Genomic DNA, 21,891 nt, shown 5'->3' with positions numbered 1-21,891 from the left:
CTCTTGCTCATCCTTGGCTGTTTGGTTACTATAGAACGGCTGTTACGGAGAGCTGACCGAGAGGCCGAAGGTGCTCGCCTGCTAAGCGAGTATGCCCCAAAAGGGCATCTGGGGTTCGAATCCCCAGCTCTCCGCCAGTACGAATTTGAAGAAGGGTCCCATTTGGGGCCCTTTTTATTATCAAGAATGGCGGCTGGGGATTCGAACCCTCAAAAAAGGAGGCATCCTTTCGGACGCCTCCTTTCAGTGGACTTATTATTCTTGCGCACTACACCTCGGGCGCCTTGGCGACGGTCTCGCTTTCTGCCGTGAGTGGGCGGTTGTCGATGCGACGGCCCAAGCGATCGAGCTTCACGAGCAGCCATTCAATGGGATTCGGCCCTGCGCCTTCCTCGTCGGCAACCAGGTCCATGACGGCGATCTTGGTGCCATCCTGCTTGAGCGTAACGCTGCCCACCTTGTCGCCCACATGCACCGTGCCCGAAAGATCGTCGTAGCTAACCTTTTCGGTCACCTCGCCGGCAAGGGAAAACACGGTCGCTTGCGCCGTAGGATCGGCGAGCGTGGCGTCGATCGTCTTATCCGTCCAGTCGGTTTGGCCAATGCGCGCCATAAGCGGGTTGCCGTTGGCGGTCTTTTCCTGCGTGTTGGCGATTGCGACCGTCACCTTGTGACCGTAGTACCAATTGGCAAGGGTTGCGGTATCGGTAAAGCGCTGGTCGGTGGTGGTGGAGTTCAAAACGACGGTGTAGATCTCGTCGCCATCGCGGTTGTAGGCACCCGTAAAGCAATAGCCTGCATCATCGGTGGTGCCGGTCTTGCCACCGATGTTGCCATCTTGGCCTAGCAAATAGTTATGCGTGTCCATGGAATGCGAATGGTCGGTGCCGTCGGCGCCCGTGACCTCGATCCAGGAATCCTCGCTCGCTACGACCTCGCGGATCGTGTCGTTTTTCATGGCCTCTTGCATCATCAGCGCTACGTCGTGTGCGGTTGAGTACATATCGCCGGCCCACTCATCAAAGTCCAGACCATGCGGGTTTTCAAAAAGCGTGCCGGTGCAACCGAGCTTCTTAGCGCGCTCGTTCATGGCTTTCACAAATGTTGCCTCGGCGTCTTTGGTCTTAGGGTCGATCTTCTTGCCCACATATTCGGCGAGCACGATGGCGGCGTCGTTGCCCGAGGGAATCATCAGGCCGCGCAGTGCCTGCTCCACGGTGAGCTCGTCGCCTTCGAGTAGGCCGGCTGTTGAATTGCCCACGGTGGCTGCGGCGTTGCTCACCGTGACCTTCTCGTCCATCTTGCAATTCTCGACGGTTAGGATTGCGGTCATGACCTTGGTGATCGAGGCAATCTTGACCTGCTCATCGGCGCCGCGGGCATAGTAGACGGTGCCGTCTTTGCCCATGACGAGGGCATTGGTCGCATCGATATCGGGCAGGTTTTCGGCCGTGATGCCGCGCGCATCGGCGGTTTTGCCGCAAACATTGTCGGTCGTGAGCACTTGGGCGCCGGCGACGGTGGGCGCGCCAGCGGCAAGGGCGATAGCGCAGACAAAGCCGGCGGCAAGCTGGGCTGAGCGCTTTGCAAAAGAGGTGAGGGACTTCACGGATTTCGCTTTCGACGGGATGGTCTCTTCTGGAACTAGAGTATATCGTTTGCCGGCGTCGGCGATCATCGCGTGCGTGCGTGGCCCACATCCGCGCCCGAACGGGCACAAGGGTGCTTAAGGCCGACTTAATCACCCACGCTTGTTGTGTGTGGCGTGCGTCGCCTCGGGCATAATGGAGCGCGAGAGGAGCACGCATGAACGAGCGCATTTTGGTAGTTGATGACGAGAAGGCCATCGCCGACTTGGTTGGTATCTACCTTACAAAAGAGGGCTTTGATGTCCAGATTGCCTATAGCGGGGCCGATGCTGCCAAGGCAATCCTGGAGCAGGAGTTCGATCTGGCACTGTTGGATGTCATGCTGCCCGATATCGATGGCTTTGAGCTACTGCGTACGATCCGTTCCAGCCATACCTATCCCGTGATCATGCTGACGGCGCGCGATGCCCAGCAAGACAAGATCGAGGGCCTTTCGCTTGGCGCGGACGATTACGTGGTTAAGCCGTTCCGTCCGCTGGAGCTCATCGCGCGTGTGCACGCTCAGCTTCGCCGCTACACCAGCTACGGTAGCCGCTCGCAGGCGGCCGAGTCGCCGACCATCCAGCTCGACGGCCTGGAGATCAACCGCGATGCTCGTTCCGTAACGGTGGACGGTGCACCGGTGCGCCTCACGCCCATCGAGTATTCCATCTTGCTGTATCTGGTTGAGCATCGCGGCAGCGTGGTAGCCGTGGAGGATCTGTTCCGCGCGGTGTGGAACGAGGATTTTATGCCCGGCTCCAACAATACGGTGATGGTGCACATTCGCCACCTGCGCGAAAAGATTGGCGACGACGCTCAAAAGCCGCGCTTTATCAAAAACGTCTGGGGCGTCGGCTACATAATCGAATAGCGCCTTTGATGGTGGGGAAGTGGACATGACAAAAGACGATAGGCAGGCATTCGAGGTGCCCGATCGACTCTTTGAATACGTGAGGTCGGTCGTCGACAACCGCGCACTTGCAACGGTGCTGCTCTTTTTGCTGAGCCTGCTGCTGATTGGCATCGATAACATCGCTGGAATCTTGGCGGTGCTGCTTGTCGGCTTTTTGCTGATCGATCGATTTGAAATCGTACGCCGCTGCGTGGTGATTGGCGGTGCCGCGTGGGCCATGACGTTGGCGATTGGCGCCATGGCACTCGGCGGCATCGAAGGGCCGGTGCTGTTCGATGCCGGCTTTGTATTCAACATGCTTGGCTTTATGCTGGCGCTTGCCGTGTGCGTGCTGTTCTTTTGCGGCCGCGCCCTGTACTACCAGGGCTATGAGCAGGGCGAGCAGCATGCCGATTGTGTGCTGGCCGCTCGTATTCAAGATCGCCTGATCGATCACCCCGACACCTGGGACAACATCGACGGCGACTTCCTGGAGGTCGAGGGCGCACTCAACCGTGTGCGCGATCGCGAGCGCAAGGTGCAGCAGGCCTTGCGTGACGAGTCTCATCGCAAGGACGATCTGGTCACGTACTTGGCACATGACCTACGCACCCCGCTTGCCAGTGTGGTGGGCTATCTTTCGCTGCTTCAAGAGGCTCCTGAGCTGCCGGTTGAGCAACGTGCGCACTTTACGGGCGTGGCGCTCGACAAGGCGCGCCGGCTCGATGCGCTCATCGAAGAGTTCTTCGATATCACGCGCTTTGACTTCCACGATATCGTGCTCACGCGCGGCTATGTTGATCTGGGGTTGCTGCTGGCTCAGGTGGCTGACGAGTTCTATCCCATCCTCAACGAGCAGCATAAGGAAGCCCAGGTTGATATTCGCGAGGACCTGACGGTGCTCGTGGATGGCGACAAGATGGCCCGCGTGTTCAACAACATCATGAAAAACGCCGTCGCCTATAGCTATGAGGGCTCGACTATCACGATTGAGGCCAGGCGCCAAGACGATGGCGGCGTGCGCGTGCACTTTATCAATCAGGGCGATCCTATCCCTGCGGCTAAGCTCAAGGTGATCTTTGAGAAGTTCTATCGCCTGGATGCGGCGCGTGCGACCAATCGCGGTGGTGCCGGCCTGGGCCTTGCTATTGCCAAGGAGATCATCGCGGCACACGGCGGTACCGTTGCATGTGAATCGACGCCCGAACACACGATATTCACCATCGAGCTGCCCGCCGCATAGCCAGTGTGCCCTTACAAACACTTGACAATGTGCTCACGTGCGTATGAGCCGCGATTCCTACTATCGATACTGCTGAATTGATATCGATATGGAGGTGTGCGGTATGACGGCTGCTGCGGCTGTGGAGCCCACGGAGCTTGAAGAACTCATGGAAGCGCAGGCCGAGGCCGCGCATGAGCGCGAGGTTGGGGATGCGACTCGCCCCACGGCAGAGGATCTTGCCGCCTCGCCGACGCGCATCGACGTCGAGGGCCTCGACCTGTTCTATGGCGATCACCATGCGCTCAAGGACGTGAATATCAAGATCCGCGACAAGCAGATCACTTCGTTCATCGGGCCTTCGGGCTGCGGAAAGTCCACGTTGCTGCGCTGCTTTAACCGCATGAACGACGGCATCAAGGATTGCCGCATCGAGGGCAAGATTGCGCTCGATGGTCAAGATATCCTGGGCGATTGCGACATCTGCCGTTTGCGCCAGCGCGTGGGCATGGTGTTCCAACGCCCCAACCCATTTCCCATGAGCATCTACGACAACGTCGCCTACGGTCCTCGCGGTATGGGTGCGCGCGACCGCGCCGTGCTCGATGAGCTGGTCGAGGACTCCCTGCGTCGCGCTGCCCTGTGGGACGAGGTCAAGGACAAGCTCAAAGAGTCAGGCCTGGGTCTTTCGGGTGGACAGCAGCAGCGCCTGTGCATCGCCCGCGCACTTGCCGTGCAGCCCGACATTCTGCTGATGGACGAGCCGACCTCGGCACTCGACCCTGTGTCGACGTTGGTGGTGGAGCAGCTGGCCTGCGAGCTCAAGGAGACCTGCACGCTGGTGGTCGTGACGCACAACATGCAGCAGGCCGCGCGTATTTCCGATTCGGTTGCGTTCTTTTTGCTGGGTGAGCTGGTGGAGCACGCGCCCACCGCGCAACTCTTCAAGAATCCGTCCGATCCGCGCACCGCGGATTATTTGACGGGGCGTTTTGGCTGACGCTGTCTTTTACAGGTGCCTTTAGGGTTAAGATGCGGTCATATCGGCCGCAAAGGGGTTCAACATGATCTATTACGTCGAGGACGATGACAACATCAGGGATTTGACAGTCTACGCGCTGCGCAAGCAGGGAATCGAGGCCGAGGGCTTTTCGTGTGATGGCGAGTTTAAAGCTGCCGTGGCACGACGGGTGCCCGATGCTGTGCTGCTCGATATCATGCTGCCCGACACCGATGGCTTGGCGATTATGCGTCGCCTGCGTGCCGATCGCCTGACGGCGACGGTGCCCATCATGATGCTTACCGCCAAGGACACCGAACTCGACAAGGTGATGGCGCTCGATGGCGGTGCCGACGATTACCTGACTAAGCCGTTTTCGCTCATGGAGCTTGCGAGCCGCTGCCGCGCACTGCTGCGTCGCGGCGGCATGGTCAAGCAGGCGAGCGATGTGCTCAGCGTGGGCGACATCGTGCTTTCGCCCAGCCATCGCGAGGTGACCGTTGCCGGCGAGCCGCTTAAGCTCACCCTGCGCGAGTTCGACCTGCTCGAGTACCTCATGCGCAAGCCCGGCGTGGTCTTTACCCGCGAGTCGTTGCTGCAGAGCGTGTGGGGCTGGGACTTCGACGGCGGTTCGCGCACCGTTGACGTGCACGTGCAGACGCTTCGCCAAAAACTGGGCGAGCATGCCAGCGCCATCGAGACCGTGCGCGGCGTGGGTTATCGCCTGGCCGAGCCTTCTGCCGGTGATGGTGCCGAAGGCGACGACACCGCGGCTACCGCATCGGAGGAGTAACCCGTGGTTTTCGCCCCCCAGGGAAAACATACGCTGTCGCACCGCGTTTTTGTGACGATCTTTGTCTGCGCCATGGCGGTTATCGTGGCGTTTACGGTGCTGGGTGCGTTCTTTGTACAAAACACTTTGGCGGATGCCACGAGTGCCAATCTGGCGCAGGAAACCGAGCTCATTGCTGCCGCCCTCGACGAGCAGCAGGAGCCCATTCCGTTCTTGCGAAGCCTCGATCGCGAGGATCTTCGTATCACGCTGATCAATAAGGACGGATCTGTTGCCTACGACAACGAGGCGTCGCCTTCCACACTGCCCAACCATGGCGATCGCCCCGAGGTCATCGAGGCCTTTGAGAGTGGTTCGGGTTCCGCGGAGCGCGCAAGCTCTACACTCGACGAGATTATGCTGTATCGCGCCGTCACCCTTGATAACGGCCAGGTCGTTCGCTTGGCGCAGGCCCAGCCTGGCGTTGCGGCGATTTTGCTGTCGATGCTGGCGCCGATGCTGCTTATCGCAGCAGCGGGTGCAGCACTCTCGTTTTTTATGGCGCGCTGTGAGTCCCGTGCCATCATCGCGCCGTTGCAAGAGGTGGATTTGGATCACCCACGCCGTAGCTATGAGCACGCCTATGCCGAGATGGTCCCCATGCTTGAGCGTATCGAGTCGCAGCGCCAGGAACTCAAGCGCCAAATGGCGGTGCTAGCGGACAACGACCGTATGCGCCGCGAGTTCACGGCGAATATCACCCATGAGCTCAAGACGCCGCTTACGGCGATTTCGGGCTATGCCGAGCTCATCGCAAACGGCATGGTCGAGGGCGAGGACGACCTGCGCAACTTTGGCGGTCGCATCTATCGCGAGGCGGGCCGCTTGGCAGCGCTTGTCAACGATATCCTTACGCTGTCTAACTTGGACGAGGCCGAGCGTGCAACTGAGGGCGAGGCGGTGCCCATTGGGTCCACGGAGCCTATTGAGCTCTCACGTGCCACCTACGCGGTTGAGCAGCGTCTTGAACAGGTCGCCCGTCAGGCGAATGTGACGATAAGTCATGAGACCAAGCCTGTGGTCATCGAAGGCGTGTCGCGCTTGATCGACGAGCTCATCTATAATCTGGCAAGCAACGCCATCCGCTACAATCGACCCGGCGGTACGGTTACGTTGCAGTGCGGCACCAACGACGAAGGCCATCCGTTCCTCGCTGTCGCCGACACGGGAATCGGTATCGCGCCTGAAGAACAGGGCAAGGTATTCGAGCGGTTCTATCGCGTGGACAAGAGTAGGTCCAAGGCGCGCGGCGGAACCGGCCTGGGGCTTGCCATTGTCAAGCATGCGGCCCTGTATCATCACGCCACGCTCGATCTGTCGAGCGAGTTGGGCGTGGGAACCACCATTACGGTGACGTTTCCCATACAGCAGGACGAGCCATTCGCATAGCGATGCAACATAGATATTGATGTAGACGCCGCATTTGACTTTCGGGTGCGGCGTTGTTGTGCAATTTTACGATTGCTTCCGACATTTTTACAGGAGAGCCTGTTTCTTATGTATAGAGTTTGGTCTCGGTAAAAAGATGCGATAACATACGGACAGTTTTGTCAATCCGAACTGGGGAAATGAAAGGCAAGCTGCATGACCCTTCTCGAACTGTTCCAGCTGCTGAAGAAGCACCTCAAGCTGGTCATCACCCTTCCGGTGGTCTGCGCGATCGCCATGGGCATCGTGTCCTTCGTTGCGATGGACAACACCTATACCGCGACGACGAGCATGTACATTCTCGCCAAGACCGACGATAGCGGTCAGATGAGCTACAACGATCTCTCGGCGAGCCAGATGCTTTCCAACGATATCGCCACGCTGCTGGATAGCGATAGCGTTAAGAGCGGCGCCGCCAAAGAACTGGGCCTCACCGATTTGGATGACTACAAGGTGTCTGTTTCCTCCGAGACCACCACGCGTGTCATTACGCTTTCGGTTACCGGCACCGATGCCAAGGAGACGGCTGAGGTCGCAAAGGCCATTGCCAGCTCGGTGAGTACGGTCGCTCAGAACGTCGGCGCTGCCCAGAGCATCAACGTTATCGACGAGGCTAAGACCCCCGAAGCCCCCAGCGGCCCCAAGCGCACGCTGTATATTGCCGTCGCGTTCCTCGCCGGTATCTTTATCGCAGTTGCCTATGTCGTTTTGGCAGACATGCTCAATACCCGCATCCGCGGTGCCGAAGAGGCAGAAGAGCTCCTGGGTATTCCCGTTGTTGGCCGAATTCCGGCTATGAAAGGTGGTAAATAGGCATGGCTAAGGCAAAGAACACCGATAAGCTCGTTGTACAGAATGCCGCCAAGACCCTTCTGGCCAACATCCGCTTTGCGAGCGTGGACGACCCCATTCGCACCATCACCGTTACCTCCTCGATTCCCAACGAGGGCAAGTCTACGGTTTCCATTAACCTTGCTCAGGCAATCGCCACGAGCGGCAAGTCCGTGCTCCTGGTCGAGGCCGATATGCGCCGCAGGTCCCTTTCCGATATGCTCGGCGTTCGTTCGCGCGGCGGACTCTATGCGGTCCTTTCCGAGCAGATCTCCATTGACCAGGCAATTGTCGAGACGGGTCAGAAGAACTTCTACTTCCTCGATGCCGAGCCGCACATTCCCAATCCTGCCGACATCATCGTCTCCCATCGCTTTGCCAAGCTGGTAAAGGCACTGTCCGCCAAGTTCCAGTACGTCATCTTCGATGCTCCTCCGGTCGGCACCTTCATCGATGCTGCCGAGATTGCCAGCTTGACCGACGGCGCGCTGTTCGTGGTGCGCGAGGACTTTACCAAGCGCGAAGAGGCGCTCAACGCTATCGCCCAGCTTAAGAAGTCCGAGAAGGTCAAGCTCATCGGTACCGTCATGAATTACTGTGAGACCGAGACCAGCGAGTACTACTATTCTTACTACACCAAGGACGGTAAGAAGGTTAAGAAGGGCTCCGACGATCAGGGCACTTCCAAAAAGGGCATCTTCACCAACCGAGCAAACGTTTAGTTGATTAAGGCTGACCTATGCGTGACATTCATTGCCATATCTTGCCGGGTGTAGACGACGGCGCCGCCGATCTCGAAGAGAGCTTGGCGATGCTCGAGGCTGCCAAGCGGGCCGGTGTAACCAGAATCGTTTGCACTCCTCACTGCCGTGATCCCTATTTTGATTACGACAAGATGTGGGATGCCTTTGAGCTGCTGCGCGATAACGCTGACGGTTTTCCGCTCCAGATGGGCTTCGAGGTCAACCATCGAAAGCTCGTTGAGCTTGGTATCGATGCCGCGGATCACTTGCATTTCGATGGGACCAACGAGTTTCTGCTCGAGCTTTCGACGCATGCCGATGCGTATGCGTTTAGAGAGTACGAGAACACGATTTACGATTTGCAGTGCCGTGGCTACCAGGTGATCATCGCTCATCCTGAGCGCTATCGTGCGGTTCAAAAGGATGTAAGCGTGGCGGAGCGCCTGGTCGATATGGGCTGCAAGCTGCAGGCTTCGGCGGACTTTATTGCCGGCGGTCGCTTTGGTCGCGAGAAAAAGCCGGCACAGCGCCTGTTCGATCAGAACCTGTACAGCTTCATCGCGAGCGATGCCCATAACGTGGGTCATTACGACTGCCTGGCGAAGGCTCGCGCGAAGTTTAGCGTGCGCGGAGCTCACTTTCGCTAAAATCTGTCCCTAACGTTCGCATTGAATGAAAGGGCAGCCATGGATATCCAACTTAAGACGGGATGCTTTGATGACGCGGCGTTGGTGCGCCGCGTCGTTTTTATGGACGAGCAGGGCTACGAGAATGAGTTTGACGCTATCGACGAGGATCCGAACTGCATTCATGTGACGCTCTATGTAGACGGTGAGCTTGCCGGTTGCTCGCGCGTGTTTCCCGAAGAACTCGAGCGCGCGGCTGACGCAGAGGCTCCGGTGTCGCCGGCGTGCGACTTGGATGAAGACGTCGCGGCGGGGGAGACCTATATTATGGGGCGCGTGGCTGTACTGCCGAGCATGCGCCGTCGCGGTCTGGCGAGCAAGATTGTCGAGGCCAGTGATACGTGCGCGCGTGATGCCGGCGCCAAGCTCATTAAGCTGCATGCGCAGGAATACGTGCTGCCGCTCTATGCCAAGGCGGGCTACACGCAGATTGCCCCGGTGGACTACGAAGACGAGGGCCAGCCCCATGCTTGGATGGCCAAGCGCGTAGATGGCAGATAGGGACGTTCCTTTCCTGCCGGCAGTCGGGGACACTCCTTGGCAATTGGCGCACCGGAGCGTTTGGACATACAGTTTTTCGATTCCGTATGTATATATGCGCGCTAATGGGTTATAAAATCTAAGTCTGAACATAGCAGGTCTGCGATGCGGCTTGGGCAACCGGGCCGTTTTTGCGGACGGGGGTAGCGCGAAAGGACTGCACATGCGTCAATTTAAGACCGAGAGCAAAAAACTGCTCGACCTCATGATCAACTCCATCTACACCAATAAGGAAATCTTCCTGCGCGAGCTTATCTCTAACGCGAGCGACGCCGTCGACAAGCTCAACTTTAAGAGCCTGCAGGACCCGAGCGTCAAGCTCGACCAGGGCGACCTGGCTATTCGCGTCTCCTTTGATAAAGACGCCCGCACCATTACCATCTCGGATAACGGTATCGGCATGACCGCCGAGGAGCTCGAGCGCAATCTGGGCACCATCGCGCACTCCGGCTCCGAGGAGTTTAAGACCGAGAACGCCGAGCAGCAGGGCTCCGATGTCGACATCATCGGTCAGTTTGGCGTGGGTTTCTACTCCGCCTTTATGGTCGCCAGCCACGTGAAGGTCGTCAGCCGCGCTTATGGCGAGGATACCGCCCATGTTTGGGAGTCCGACGGTCTTGAGGGCTACACCATCGAGGATGGCGAGCGTGCTGAGCACGGTACCGATGTCATCCTCACGCTGCGCGAGAACGAGAAGCTCGACGCCGACGGCGAGGCCGAGACCTACGATCGCTTCCTGACCGAGTGGGGCCTCAAGAGCCTGATTCAGCAGTACAGCAACTATGTGCGCTACCCGATTCAGATGATGGTGAGCAAGAGCCGCCAGAAACCCAAGCCCGAGGACGCCGGCGACGACTACAAGCCCGAGTACGAGGACTACCAGGAGCTCGAGACCATCAACTCCATGACACCGATCTGGAAAAAGCGCAGCTCCGACGTTGAGCAGAAGGACTATGACGAGTTCTACAAGTCCACGTTCCACGACTTTGACGATCCGGCGCGCACCATCAGCTTCCACGCCGAGGGCACGCTCGAGTACGACGCCCTGCTGTTTGTGCCGGGACGCGCTCCGTTCGATCTGTACAGCAAGGATTACGAGAAGGGTCTGGCGCTCTACAGCTCCAACGTGCTGATTATGGAGAAGTGCGACGACCTGCTACCCGACTACTACAACTTTGTGCGCGGTGTCGTGGACTCTGCCGACGTGACGCTCAATATCTCGCGTGAGACGCTGCAGCAGAACCGTCAGCTCAAGGCTATTGCCAAGCGTGTCGAGAAGAAGATCACCGCTGACCTTGAGGATATGCGTGACAACGACCGCGAGGCCTACGAGAAGTTCTTTGAGAACTTTGGTCGCGGCCTTAAGTACGGCATCTACTCGAGCTATGGCATGAAGGCTGATGAGCTCGCCAACCTGCTGCTGTTCTGGTCTGCCAAGGAGCAGAAGATGATTACCCTGGCCGAGTATGCCAAGGGCATGCCCGAGGACCAGAAGGCCATCTACTACGCCGCCGGCGACTCGCGTGAGCGCTTGGCCAAGATGCCCGTGGTAAAGGGCGTGCTCGACCGCGGTTACGACGTGCTGCTTCTGACGCAGGACGTGGATGAGTTCACCTTCCAGGCCATGCGTGAGTACGTTGCCGCCGATATGCCCAAGATCTACGAGGACGATGCAGCTCGCGAGGCTGCCGAAAAGGCCGTGGCCGACGGTGCCGAGCCCGAGGTCGAGGATCGTCACATGGAGCTCAAGAACGTCGCGACTGGCGATCTTGATCTGGCGACCGAGGACGAAAAGAAGGAGGCCGAGGACGCCACCAAGGAAAACGAGGACCTCTTTAGTGCTATGAAGGAGGCGCTCGGTGGCAAGGTCGAGAAAGTTGCCGTCTCCGCGCGCTTGACCGATGCCCCCGCTTGCATCACCACCGAGGGCCCGCTTTCGCTCGAGATGGAGAAGGTGCTCCAGAAGGGACCCGAGGGCGCGCCCGACGGCATGCCCAAGAGCCAGCGCGTGCTCGAGCTCAACGCTAAGCACCCGGTCTTTGACAAGCTTGTCGCTGCCCAGAAGGCGGGCGACGCTGACAAGATCAAGCAGTACTCCGGTCTGCTCTATGACCAGGCTCTGCTGGTCGAGGGTATCCTCCCCGAGGACCCCGTTGCCTTCGCAGCCGCCATTTGTAATCTTATGTAACTTGGTTCCGCCGTTCTAACGAACGCCGTAGCTAGTTAGTAGAACGAGAGAGGAAAATCTCCCACATTGAGCCTGTATTGGGGGTGCGGACAGAAAGTTGGACCGCGGGGCGGTCCGGACTGGAGGTTCGCATGTACAGCAGGGAGAAGGTCGAGCTCTTCCTCCTGGCGACGGAGGACGGCATGGGGCCCACCGCCGCCGCGGAGTTCGCGGGGGTCACGGTGAGCGCGGCCAAGAAGTGGGCGACGGGGCACCTCCCGCGCAGCTACACCGGCGGGGGCTGTAGAATCGTGGCGAGGAAACCGCCACGGAAGGAGGCCAGCTTGGGCCCCGACAAGTCGATCTACGCCCCGCCCGCGACCGGCCCGCTCGCCGGGCTCAACGAGGACCAGATAGAGAACCTGCTGCTCAGGGCGGTGTTGGCCGACCTAAAAGCGGAAGGGTGGGACCCGGCTTCGATCTCGAACAGGAGCAAGTGCGAGCTCGGCGAGAGATTGAGGCGGGCGACCGCCCTGCCCCTCCGCTCGATCACAGGTTTCTTGAGGATATCGAAGAGCTCCTATGAGTACTGGAGGCCCCGCGTCGCCGCGCCGCGCGACCGCGACGCCGACATACGCGGCCGCGTGGTGCGCATCTTCCGCGAGGGCTCGGGGTGCTGGGGGTACCGCACCGTCTGGGCGCGCCTGCGCCGCGAGGGCGTCCGCGCCAGCGAGAAGCGCGTGGCCCGCGTGATGCGCGAAGAGGGCCTCGAGGTCGTCTACAACAAGAGGCGCGCCCGGGGCTACAGCTCCTACGCCGGCGAGGTCTCCAAGGCGCCGGAGAACCTCGTGAACAGGAATTTCCACGCCGACGAGCCCAACCTGCTGTGGCTCACCGACATCACCGAGTTCAGGCTCCCGGGCGGCGAGAAGGTCTACCTGAGCCCGGTCATCGACTGCTTCGACGGGATGCCCGTCGCCTGGTCGATCGGGCTGCACCCCGACAAGCGCCTCGCGAACTCGAGCCTGCTCAAGGCCTGCGCGGCGAGGCCGGCGGGGGCGCGCACGACGATCCACTCGGACCGGGGCGGCCACTACCGCTGGCCGGAGTGGATCGGGATCTGCGAGGAGAACGGCCTGGTCAGGAGCATGTCCGCGAAGGGCTGCAGCCCGGACAACTCGGCCTGCGAGGGCTTCTTCGGGCGCCTCAAGAACGAGTTCTTCCGCTACAGGGACTGGGAGGGCGTGACGGCCGAGGAGTTCATGGGGAGGCTCGAGGCCTACCTCGTGTACTATCGGGACGGGCGCATCAAGAAGTCCCTCGAGTGGCTGAGCCCGATGGAGTACCGCAGGAAGCTTGGATACGCCTAGGCGCGGTCCAAGAAATCGTCCGCATCCCCATTTGGGTAAAAAGTGGGAGATTTTCCTCTCTCGATGTGTAGGTACTCATTGGGCACTTGGTTGCTTGCTAATTTGTGCGGGCTGTGGTTTTGTGACCTGCTGAAATTAAAGATACTGTACAACTGTACGTTAACTAATCTTCGTAGTATATTGCTACCCGCAAAACTCAATACCATTGTGCTTCGAGACGCTAAAGCGCCTACGTACAATGGTTGTTGATAGTACGATTTGATTCAACGACAGGATGGATGGTCCAAGCGTGAGTCTCGGCAGCAAACTATCCGATGCAAAGGTCTCCTTTGCGATATTTAAGCGCGACATTAAGCGACTGCTTGTGAACCCCGTCGCCTTGGTGGTTACCCTGGGCGTGTGCGTTATCCCCTCGCTGTACGCTTGGTACAACATCGTGGCTAACTGGGATCCATATGGAAACACCCAGGGCATTAAAATCGCTATCGCCAACAACGATCAGGGCACCCAGAACGACCTAGTGGGCGAGCTCAATGCGGGCGATAAGGTGGTCGACCAGCTCAAGGAAAACGATCAGCTGGGCTGGACCTTCGTCGATTCGGCCGCCGATGCCAAAGAGGGCGTCGAGAGCGGGGAATACTACGCGGCGATCGTAATCCCCAAGAACTTCTCCGACAATCTGGTCTCGATGCTCGACGGCAACTACCATCAGCCGAAGCTCACCTATTACGTCAACGAGAAAAAGAGCGCCATTGCGCCCAAGGTCACCGATACCGGTGCCAACACCATCGAGGAGCAGATCAACTCGGAGTTTGTCTCCACGGTGGGCGAGACCGTAGCGGGCATCGCCAAGGATGCCGGCATCTATTTTAAGGATAAGACCGCCCAGGTTCAGGATTCGCTGACGAGTTCGGTGTCCGAGGCATCCAGTACCTTGAGCGAGGTCCGCGATTCGATCAACGACATGAACACCGCTATCGACAAAACGAGCGGTGCTATCGCCTCGGCGGATGGGGCGCTGGCCGGTTTGCAGGGTCAGACGCCTTCGCTGACTCAAGCGATCTCCCAAGGCAACGACCTGTTGGGCGAAGCGCGCACCACCGCGGGCAAATCGATTACCTCGCTCTCTAAGGCGCTTTCGGAGGGAAGTGTTGCACTGTCCAAGACGTCGGCTTCTGCGAACGCTGCGGTCGGAAAGATGACGGGCGCCTTGACGTCTACGACCACTCGCATCGACAACTCGCTCGAATCGCTTCAGACGATGATTGACCATAACAAGACTCTTATCGATCGTCTGCAGAACCTGGCCGACAGCGCGCCGACGGGCTCGGAAGAAGTTAATAAGCTGATCGCGTCTGCGATTGATACGCTTCGAGGGCAAAATGAGAGCCTTCAGGCCGTCAAGGATAATCTCTCCGCTCAGTCAAGCGCTATCGCGAATGATGCTTCGGCTGTTTCGGGCGCCAGCGATGCCATCAACAATGCGATCCAAACCGGTACGACCAACATGAATCAGGCTCAGACGGGCCTGGGGCAGAACGCGCTGCCGAAGGCTTCGAGCGCGCTGGACTCCTTCGCCACCGTCTCGGGCGACCTGACCGGCATCGTATCGGGTCTTACGCCCACGATTGCGAACGCGCGTGGCACGCTGACCCAACTCGATGCGACGCTCAAACAGGCCAAGACCACACTGTCCCAGACCGACGACTCTCTTGCCAAGGTCCAGGACAGGCTCGCAACCGCCGCTAACGACATCGCGGCGTTGCAGACCTCTGAGTCTATGGGCGAGCTGGCCGACCTGATGGGCGTCGACGTGGACGACGTGGCGGACTTTATGGCGTCCCCCGTTGAGCTGACGTCCAAGTCGATCTATCCGGTCAAGAGCTTTGGCTCGGGCATTGCCCCGTTCTATACCAACCTGGCGCTTTGGGTGGGCGGCTACGTGCTCATCGCCATCTACAAACTCGAGGTCGACCGCGAGGGCATCGGTAGCTTTACGGCGCGTCAGGGCTACTTTGGCCGCTGGCTGCTGCTGGTGATCCTGGGCGCGTTCCAGGCCATTATCGTTACGGTGGGCGACCTGGTCATTGGCGTTCAGTGCGTCAATCCGCTGCTCTTTGTGCTGGGCGGCATCGCTATCTCGTTCACCTACGTCAACATCATCTATGCGCTGTCCACCACCTTTAAGCATATCGGTAAAGCCATTGGCGTCATCCTCGTCATTGTGCAGATCCCCGGCTCGTCGGGCATGTATCCCATCGAGATGATGCCAGGTTTCTTCCAATGGCTGCATCCGCTGCTGCCCTTCACCTATGGCATCAACCTGCTGCGCGAGACCGTCGGTGGCATGTATTCGTTCAACTACCTGTTCAACCTGTGCATCCTGGGCGTGTTCCTTATCATCGCGCTCTTTATCGGTCTGCAGCTGCGCCCGTTGCTGCTCAACCTCAACCTGCTCTTTGATAAGCAGCTTTCCACGACGGGCCTTATGATCTGCGAGTCCAACGACCTGCCGCGCCAGCGCTATTCGCTGCGCACGGCCATGCGCGTCATGCTCGATTCGGATTCGTACCGTCGCGAACTGCTCGATCATGCCGTGGCGTTTGAGCATCGTTATCCGTACTACATCAAGGGCGGTTTCGCTGCTGTAGTCGGCGTGCAGGTGCTGCTCTTCGTTCTGTCGACGGTTCTCGATATCGACAACAATGGCAAGATCATTCTGCTGGTCATCTGGATTATCTCGGTCATTGCCATCTGCGGCTGGCTCATCAACATCGAGTACATCCGCTCGAGCCTCAACACCCAGATGCGCATCTCGGCACTTTCGGATGAGGACCTGCGCCGCGAGATGCGCGAGCACACGGCCGCCATTCCGGCCGCTCGTCGCATGTTCGGCTTGAATGCGAGCGAGCGGGGGTCTGAACCCAAGACTCAGACTGTCAGCCAATGTGGTCATTGCGATGCGGTCCATGTGCCCGAGAACGGGGATGACACGTTTGTGATGAATGAAAAGAACGCCCCGCTTGGCAAGCATTCCAAAGGAGGTGAGGCATAAATGAAAAACATCCTGCATCTGTTTAAGCGCGATGTCCAAAACGTGTCTCGCTCCGTAATCGGCTTGGTTGTCGTGATGGGCCTCATTATCGTGCCGTGCCTGTACGCGTGGTTTAACATCGCCGGCAGCTGGGATCCGTACGGCAACACCGGCAACCTTAAGATCGCTGTGGTCAACACCGATGAGGGTTACGAGAGCGATCTGATCCCCGTCGAGGTCAACGTGGGCGAAAACGTGACCGCCACCCTGCGCGGCAACGAGAGCTTCGATTGGGTTGTACTCAACAATCGAGAAAAGGCCATCGAGGGTGTCAAATCGGGCGCATACTATGCGGCTGTCGTTATCCCTAAGACGTTTAGTGCCGATATGATGACGCTCTTTTCGACCGACGTGAAGCATGCCGATATCGAGTTCTACGAGAACCAGAAGGCCAACGCTATCGCACAGATCGTGACTGAAAAGGGTTCGAGCGCCGTCCAGAGCCAGGTGAATGAGACCTTTACCAAGACCATCACGACCATCGGCCTTAAGACCGTGTCCAGCCTGCTCGATTACATGAGCACCGATCAGGTCAGCAACTTTATCGCCAATCTTTCCTCTACGCTGGGCGATTCGGTCGAGGACCTGCAGGATGTTCAGGCGAGTGCGACGTCGCTCGCGGGCATTTTGAGCTCTACGTCCGATTCACTGACATCGGCGGGCGGCATGCTCAAGCAGACGGGCACTGTTGATGAGTCGACGAAGCAGCTGATGGAGCACGCAAAGAGCGGTGTGAGCGATTCCGAGGAAGCGCTCAAGGCAGCCAACGACGCCATCAACACCGCGATCGACGGAAGCGCGGGCTCATTCGACAACGTGTCCACCGAGCTTGCGAAGGCGTTTGACGCCGCGAACCAGCATGTTGACCTCACGGTGTCCCAGCTCAACGATGCCGCGGCGGCGCTCGATACGCGTGCCAAGGAAATCGACGACACGGCCGACCAGCTCCGCAGTTTTGCCGAGCAGGTGAGTGACGAAAAGCTCCAGGACAGTCTTAAGTCTGTGGCGACATCGCTGGGCAGGATCGCGACGGAGTATCGCAACAACGCCAAGGACCTGAAGGCAACCGCAAAGTCCCTCTCGGACAGCATGGCAGAGGTTAACAAGTCGCGTGCCGAGGTCGATCAGGCAATCGCGGATGCCAAGGCTGGTATCTCGGGCGCCAAGACTGACTACGACTCTACGTTTTCGGTCAAGGCCAAAGAACTCAAGAAGACTATTTCGGGCGTTTTGGATTCGCTCAACGGTATCTCGGGCGATCTGGATAGTGCCGTAGACGGTCTGACCGACGCATCCGGTTCGTTGGCAAAGGGTCTGTCCAAAGCCGCAAAGCTCGTCAACAAGGCTTCTGACCAACTGGGTGAGGCGTCGGACAAGATTAGCGCTTTCAAGGACGAGCTCGACGGTGCTCTTATGTCGGACGATCTGGCCACGATCAAGACGATGATCGGCAACGATCCCGAGGGTCTGGCCGTGTCGCTTTCCGGTCCCGTCGCGCTTGACCGCAAACCGGTCTATCCGATCCGCAACTACGGTTCGGCCATGGCACCGTTCTACACGATTCTGTCGCTGTGGGTCGGCTCGATCGTGCTGGCGGCCATGATGAAGGTCTCGGTTGACGATGAGCTCATCAACGAGCTCATCCCCGTGCGCCTGCACGAGATCTACCTGGGTCGCTACCTGTTCTTTGGCGGTTTGGCCCTGCTGCAGGCGACGCTCGTGTGCGCGGGCGACATCCTGTTCTTTGGCATTCAGTGCGACAACCCACTGCAGTTTGTGCTGGCTGGCTGGGTCGCGAGTCTCGTGTTCTCCAATATCGTCTACACGCTTACGGTTTCGTTTGGCGATATCGGCAAGGCGCTCGCTGTCGTGCTGTTGGTCATGCAGGTCGGCGGTTCGGGCGGCACGTTCCCCATCGAGATGACCGGCCCTGTGTTCCAGGCGATCTATCCGTTCCTGCCGTTTACCCACGGCATCAACGCCATGCACGCTGCCATGGCCGGTGCCTACCATATGGAGTACTGGATTGAGCTGGGTATCTTGGCGAGCTATCTGATTCCGTCGCTGGCCCTGGGCGTGGTCTTCCGCCGCCCGGTCATCAAAGCCAACGACTGGATCATCGAAAAGCTGGAGTCGACCAAATTGATTTAATACAGCAACGTAAACGCCGTCGGAACATCGAGGTTTTCTGTTCCGACGCTTTAGCTGAGTGAATTGCATGGGCTGCTTGGTTGTTGCTACAGTAGCGGGGCGTGCCGGGGGTCCGGTGCGCCCTGTTTTTATTTGACCATGAGGCGGCACGCAGCCATACGCGTGCGGACACCACGCCCAGATTGAGTGTGAGGATGTTCCATGGCCCAATACGCTGCCAACGAAATCGAAAACATGCCCGATAGCCCTGTGGCCCGTGAGGATTTGGGTGCGGGCGGTATTCCGAGGGGCGCTGGCGCACGCTCTCCGCTGTTCTGGAAAGTTTTGCTACTTTCGGTGGCGGTCATCTGGGGCTACTCCTTTACCACTATGAAGGACGCACTCGGCACCATTCCGGTGTTCGAGCTGCTCTATGTACGCTTTCTGCCCGCAGCATTGGTCATGCTTGCCGTCTTCCACAAACGCATCATTGCACATTTCAACGCTCGCAATCTGATCGTTGGCCTGAGTATGGGTGTGCTCATGTGGGCGTCCTATGCGTTGCAGACGGTCGGTCTGGCAAATACTACGGCGGGCAAGAACGCGTTTTTGACGGGTACGTACTGCATCCTCGTGCCCTTTGCGAGCTTTTTCCTGAGCGGCGAAAAGCTTACGCGCTACAACTTGGGTGCCGCGCTGCTGTGCCTAGCGGGCATTGGCCTCGTCGCACTCGATAGCGTTGAGTTCAACATCGGTGACGTCATTACGCTGGCGGGTGCGGTCTTTTTCGCTATCCAGATGGCGGTGACCGCCAAGTACGGCCGCAAGATGGACATCAACGTCATCACGTTTTGGATGTTTGTGGGCAATGGCGTCTTGAGCCTGATCTCGTCGCTGCTATTCGAGACCCAGGCGCCTCTGTCCGTGTGGACGCCGAGCTTTATCGGCGTGATGGCCTTTCTCTCGGTGGGCTGCACGTGCGTGGCGCTGCTCATTCAAAACGTCGGCCTGGCGCATGTCCCGGCTTCGACGGGCTCGCTGCTCCTTTCGATGGAGTCGCCTTCGGGCGTGTTGTTTTCGGTGCTGCTGATGGGGGAGGCGCTCACCTCGCGCCTGCTCGCCGGCTTTGTGCTTATCTTCCTGTCGATTATCTTGAGCGAGACTCACTTCGATTTTTTGCGTCGAAAGCCGCGCCCGCAATTGTAAACAACTTGTTGCGCCGCCCTCCTGGGGCGGCATTTTTTATGCCTCGCCCTTAAAGTTGTACCTTACACTTTACGCTATCAAAGTGCTTACTGCAAAAACGTTACTGGAGGGCATTTATGGCACCAGCTCAGTCCGATCTTCAACCGCAATCAGCGCCCAAGGCCACCGCAGTGGCGCAGGCCGCTATCGGTGACGGTCTCGTTGCAGAAGCTCAGGCTTTTGCAGACGAGCTCGCTGCGTGGCGACACGATTTACACCAGATGCCCGAGCTGGGTAATAGCCTCCCACAGACCTCTGCGTATATTCAAGCGCGCCTGACCGAGATGGAAATCCCATTTGCCACGCTCGTCGATGGTTCCTGTGTCGTGGGCCTTGTCGGCGCCGGTGCCGCCGCGGCCCAGGGCAATGGCGTCTGCACGGACGAACAGGCCGGTACGGTCATCATGCTCCGTGGCGACATGGATGCCCTGCCCGTTGCCGAAGAGTCAGGCGAGCCTTTCGCCTCTACGAACGGCTGCATGCACGCATGCGGACACGATATGCATGCGACGGCGCTGCTTGGTGCGGCGCGCCTGCTCAAGGCCCGCGAGTCCGAGCTTGTCGACGCTAACGCCACAGTTAAGTTGCTGTTCCAGCCGGGCGAGGAAACCTTTGAGGGTGCCCGCGCCGCCATCGCCGACGGTCTGCTGCGGAACCCGCGTCCTCAGGTCGCCTTTGCCATGCATGTCAATAGCCAGTCGCCGCTTGGCCTGGTGCTCTACGGCAGCCCGGCGCTCTCGGGCGTGTACGGTTTTCGCATCACGCTTCAGGGCAAGGGCGGCCATGGCTCGAGCCCCGAGATCTGCATCGACCCCATCACGGCCGGCGTCCATGTGCACCTGGCACTCCAGGAGCTCATCGCGCGCGAAGTGCCGGCGGCCAAGGAGGTCGCACTCACCGTGGGTAAGTTTGCCGGCGGTCAGGCCGCAAATGTCATTCCCGACACTTGTGTGCTCGAGGGAACGCTGCGTGGCTTCGACGTCGAGCTCATGGAGCACCTCAAGACCCGCATCGCGGAGGTCGTCAAAGGCGTTGCCACGACCTATCGTACGCCGGCGACTATCGAGACACTCTCGGATGTTCCCCCGCTCGTACTCGATGACGATATGACGCAGGCGTCGCTTGGCTACGTGGGCGCGGTGCTGCCCAAGTCCGCCTTCCTGCCGCTGTTCCACGCCATGGCGAGCGAGGACTTTGCGTTGATCTCGAGCGAGATCCCGAGTGCGTACTTTACCGTGGGCGCTGCCGTGACTGATATGGACGAGCATTTTGCTCAGCATCATCCCAAGGCACGTTTTAGCGATGCCGAGCTTCCCCTTGGCGCCGCGGCTTATGCCGCCGTCGCTTTGGGCTACATCGCCGATCATCGGTAGCACCCAATCTTGCTACTCGTTTGTTTAAAAAAGGAACAGTATGTCCCAGCAATGTAAGTTCTTCCCCGGCTGGCTCGTGGTGGCCTCCGGCTTTGTGATCATGGCCACGTGCTACACCATTTTCGTCAACTGCATGAGCCTGTTCCAGCCGCTCATCGTCAGCGACCTGGGCATTTCCCTTGCGCAGTACACCATCTCCAACGCCCACTATCGCTGCGTCCAAGCAGTTTGGCATGGCCGACCTGGGCAAGGTGACGGGCACCATCACCTCGCTCGAGATGGTTGGCGGCACGGTGGGCGCCATCGTCTCGGGAATACTGTTCGATGCCACGGGTGCCTTTACGAGCACATGGATCGTGTGCCTGGCGTGCTCGGTGGCAATGCTGGTGTTCCTGCTGGCGTCTGAGCCCATCGCGGCTAAGCTGCGCGCGAGCGTGGCGGGGGAGTAGGGACGATGTCGCTCGTAGCTCTTTGCCCCGTTTTGTCCGTGGCTGCCTTGGAAGCCGAATGGATGCTCGTGCCGTCATTCGGTTTCCCATGCAGCCACGGGCTCAAGAGATGACCCGAAGTCTTTCCGTCCAACGGATTTTGTGATCCGAAGAGGCGGAAGGATTGCAGATCGCACACCACGGCGGGGGGGGGGGGGGGGGGGGGGGGGGGGGGGGGGGGGGGGGGGGGGGGGGGGGGGGGGGGGGGGGGGGGGGGGG

At 59.1% G+C, this 21,891-nt stretch carries 17 protein-coding genes and 1 tRNA gene; 17 read left to right on the top strand and 1 reads right to left on the bottom strand.

Annotated features, from left to right (window positions below):
• Positions 1-46: 46 nt before the first annotated feature.
• Positions 47-137 (top strand) — tRNA-Ser (locus ACESSC_RS06690).
• A 131-nt stretch (positions 138-268) separates the two neighbouring features.
• Here ACESSC_RS06690 and ACESSC_RS06685 read toward each other — a convergent pair.
• Positions 269-1,609, bottom strand: a complete 1,341-nt coding sequence (locus ACESSC_RS06685) for a D-alanyl-D-alanine carboxypeptidase family protein (protein WP_373162073.1) — start codon at positions 1,607-1,609, stop codon at positions 269-271.
• Positions 1,610-1,806: 197 nt separating this feature from the next.
• On the opposite strand from ACESSC_RS06685, the gene ACESSC_RS06680 reads away from it, so the two are divergent.
• The 16 genes from ACESSC_RS06680 (at position 1,807) to ACESSC_RS06605 (ending at position 21,633) form a co-directional block, all read left to right on the top strand.
• A complete protein-coding gene (locus ACESSC_RS06680; RefSeq protein WP_117655503.1) occupies positions 1,807-2,502 on the top strand; it encodes a response regulator transcription factor in 696 nt (231 codons plus the stop codon).
• 25 nt (positions 2,503-2,527) lie between these two features.
• A complete protein-coding gene (locus tag ACESSC_RS06675) occupies positions 2,528-3,766 on the top strand; it encodes a sensor histidine kinase (protein WP_373162070.1) in 1,239 nt (412 codons plus the stop codon).
• A gap of 103 nt (positions 3,767-3,869) precedes the next feature.
• Positions 3,870-4,745, top strand: coding sequence for a phosphate ABC transporter ATP-binding protein PstB (gene pstB, locus ACESSC_RS06670; protein ID WP_199410587.1), 876 nt, complete (start codon positions 3,870-3,872; stop codon positions 4,743-4,745).
• Between the two features lie 64 nt (positions 4,746-4,809).
• Positions 4,810-5,538, top strand: a complete 729-nt coding sequence (locus ACESSC_RS06665; RefSeq protein ID WP_089572665.1) for a response regulator transcription factor — start codon at positions 4,810-4,812, stop codon at positions 5,536-5,538.
• A 3-nt stretch (positions 5,539-5,541) separates the two neighbouring features.
• The gene (locus ACESSC_RS06660; RefSeq protein WP_373162067.1) at positions 5,542-6,966 is read left to right on the top strand and encodes a sensor histidine kinase; all 1,425 of its coding nucleotides are present in this window, start codon (positions 5,542-5,544) and stop codon (positions 6,964-6,966) included.
• 195 nt (positions 6,967-7,161) lie between these two features.
• A complete protein-coding gene (locus tag ACESSC_RS06655) occupies positions 7,162-7,818 on the top strand; it encodes a YveK family protein (protein ID WP_055250503.1) in 657 nt (218 codons plus the stop codon).
• A gap of 2 nt (positions 7,819-7,820) precedes the next feature.
• Positions 7,821-8,558 carry a CpsD/CapB family tyrosine-protein kinase gene (locus ACESSC_RS06650; RefSeq protein ID WP_055250501.1) on the top strand — a complete coding sequence of 246 codons (738 nt, stop codon included), beginning with the start codon at positions 7,821-7,823 and terminating at the stop codon, positions 8,556-8,558.
• A 17-nt stretch (positions 8,559-8,575) separates the two neighbouring features.
• A complete protein-coding gene (locus ACESSC_RS06645; RefSeq protein ID WP_055250497.1) occupies positions 8,576-9,226 on the top strand; it encodes a tyrosine-protein phosphatase in 651 nt (216 codons plus the stop codon).
• Between the two features lie 39 nt (positions 9,227-9,265).
• Complete coding sequence (locus ACESSC_RS06640) at positions 9,266-9,766, top strand: GNAT family N-acetyltransferase (protein WP_118288826.1); 501 nt, start codon at positions 9,266-9,268, stop codon at positions 9,764-9,766.
• Positions 9,767-9,968: 202 nt separating this feature from the next.
• On the top strand, positions 9,969-11,993 hold the full coding sequence (htpG, locus tag ACESSC_RS06635; protein ID WP_373162064.1) for a molecular chaperone HtpG: 2,025 nt from the start codon (positions 9,969-9,971) through the stop codon (positions 11,991-11,993).
• 131 nt (positions 11,994-12,124) lie between these two features.
• A complete protein-coding gene (locus tag ACESSC_RS06630; protein WP_373162061.1) occupies positions 12,125-13,342 on the top strand; it encodes an IS3 family transposase in 1,218 nt (405 codons plus the stop codon).
• 289 nt (positions 13,343-13,631) lie between these two features.
• Positions 13,632-16,397 (top strand): YhgE/Pip family protein, encoded by a 2,766-nt coding sequence (locus ACESSC_RS06625; protein WP_373162058.1) that lies wholly within the window; start codon positions 13,632-13,634, stop codon positions 16,395-16,397.
• On the top strand, positions 16,398-18,587 hold the full coding sequence (locus ACESSC_RS06620; protein WP_373162056.1) for a YhgE/Pip family protein: 2,190 nt from the start codon (positions 16,398-16,400) through the stop codon (positions 18,585-18,587). It abuts the gene before it with no gap.
• A 201-nt stretch (positions 18,588-18,788) separates the two neighbouring features.
• Complete coding sequence (locus ACESSC_RS06615) at positions 18,789-19,772, top strand: DMT family transporter (protein WP_373162053.1); 984 nt, start codon at positions 18,789-18,791, stop codon at positions 19,770-19,772.
• A gap of 116 nt (positions 19,773-19,888) precedes the next feature.
• Positions 19,889-21,184: a M20 family metallopeptidase gene (locus ACESSC_RS06610; protein ID WP_373162051.1), complete on the top strand. Its 1,296-nt coding sequence runs from the start codon at positions 19,889-19,891 to the stop codon at positions 21,182-21,184.
• A 233-nt stretch (positions 21,185-21,417) separates the two neighbouring features.
• Complete coding sequence (locus ACESSC_RS06605; RefSeq protein WP_373162049.1) at positions 21,418-21,633, top strand: hypothetical protein; 216 nt, start codon at positions 21,418-21,420, stop codon at positions 21,631-21,633.
• Positions 21,634-21,891 lie beyond the last annotated feature (258 nt).

This window comes from Collinsella aerofaciens (genome assembly GCF_964243765.1).
In the GTDB taxonomy this organism is placed as follows: Bacteria; Actinomycetota; Coriobacteriia; order Coriobacteriales; family Coriobacteriaceae; genus Collinsella; species Collinsella aerofaciens_BU.
This window is presented reverse-complemented; position numbering and strand designations above follow the sequence as displayed.

Coding starts and splice junctions, on each gene's coding strand:
- ACESSC_RS06630 (WP_373162061.1), top strand. CDS start 12,125: ATGTACAGCAGGGAGAAGGTCGAGCTCTTCCTCCTGGCGACGGAGGAC.
- ACESSC_RS06645 (WP_055250497.1), top strand. CDS start 8,576: ATGCGTGACATTCATTGCCATATCTTGCCGGGTGTAGACGACGGCGCC.
- ACESSC_RS06605 (WP_373162049.1), top strand. CDS start 21,418: ATGGCCGACCTGGGCAAGGTGACGGGCACCATCACCTCGCTCGAGATG.
- ACESSC_RS06610 (WP_373162051.1), top strand. CDS start 19,889: ATGGCACCAGCTCAGTCCGATCTTCAACCGCAATCAGCGCCCAAGGCC.
- ACESSC_RS06655 (WP_055250503.1), top strand. CDS start 7,162: ATGACCCTTCTCGAACTGTTCCAGCTGCTGAAGAAGCACCTCAAGCTG.
- pstB (WP_199410587.1), top strand. CDS start 3,870: ATGACGGCTGCTGCGGCTGTGGAGCCCACGGAGCTTGAAGAACTCATG.
- htpG (WP_373162064.1), top strand. CDS start 9,969: ATGCGTCAATTTAAGACCGAGAGCAAAAAACTGCTCGACCTCATGATC.
- ACESSC_RS06620 (WP_373162056.1), top strand. CDS start 16,398: ATGAAAAACATCCTGCATCTGTTTAAGCGCGATGTCCAAAACGTGTCT.
- ACESSC_RS06650 (WP_055250501.1), top strand. CDS start 7,821: ATGGCTAAGGCAAAGAACACCGATAAGCTCGTTGTACAGAATGCCGCC.
- ACESSC_RS06640 (WP_118288826.1), top strand. CDS start 9,266: ATGGATATCCAACTTAAGACGGGATGCTTTGATGACGCGGCGTTGGTG.
- ACESSC_RS06675 (WP_373162070.1), top strand. CDS start 2,528: ATGACAAAAGACGATAGGCAGGCATTCGAGGTGCCCGATCGACTCTTT.
- ACESSC_RS06615 (WP_373162053.1), top strand. CDS start 18,789: ATGGCCCAATACGCTGCCAACGAAATCGAAAACATGCCCGATAGCCCT.
- ACESSC_RS06680 (WP_117655503.1), top strand. CDS start 1,807: ATGAACGAGCGCATTTTGGTAGTTGATGACGAGAAGGCCATCGCCGAC.
- ACESSC_RS06665 (WP_089572665.1), top strand. CDS start 4,810: ATGATCTATTACGTCGAGGACGATGACAACATCAGGGATTTGACAGTC.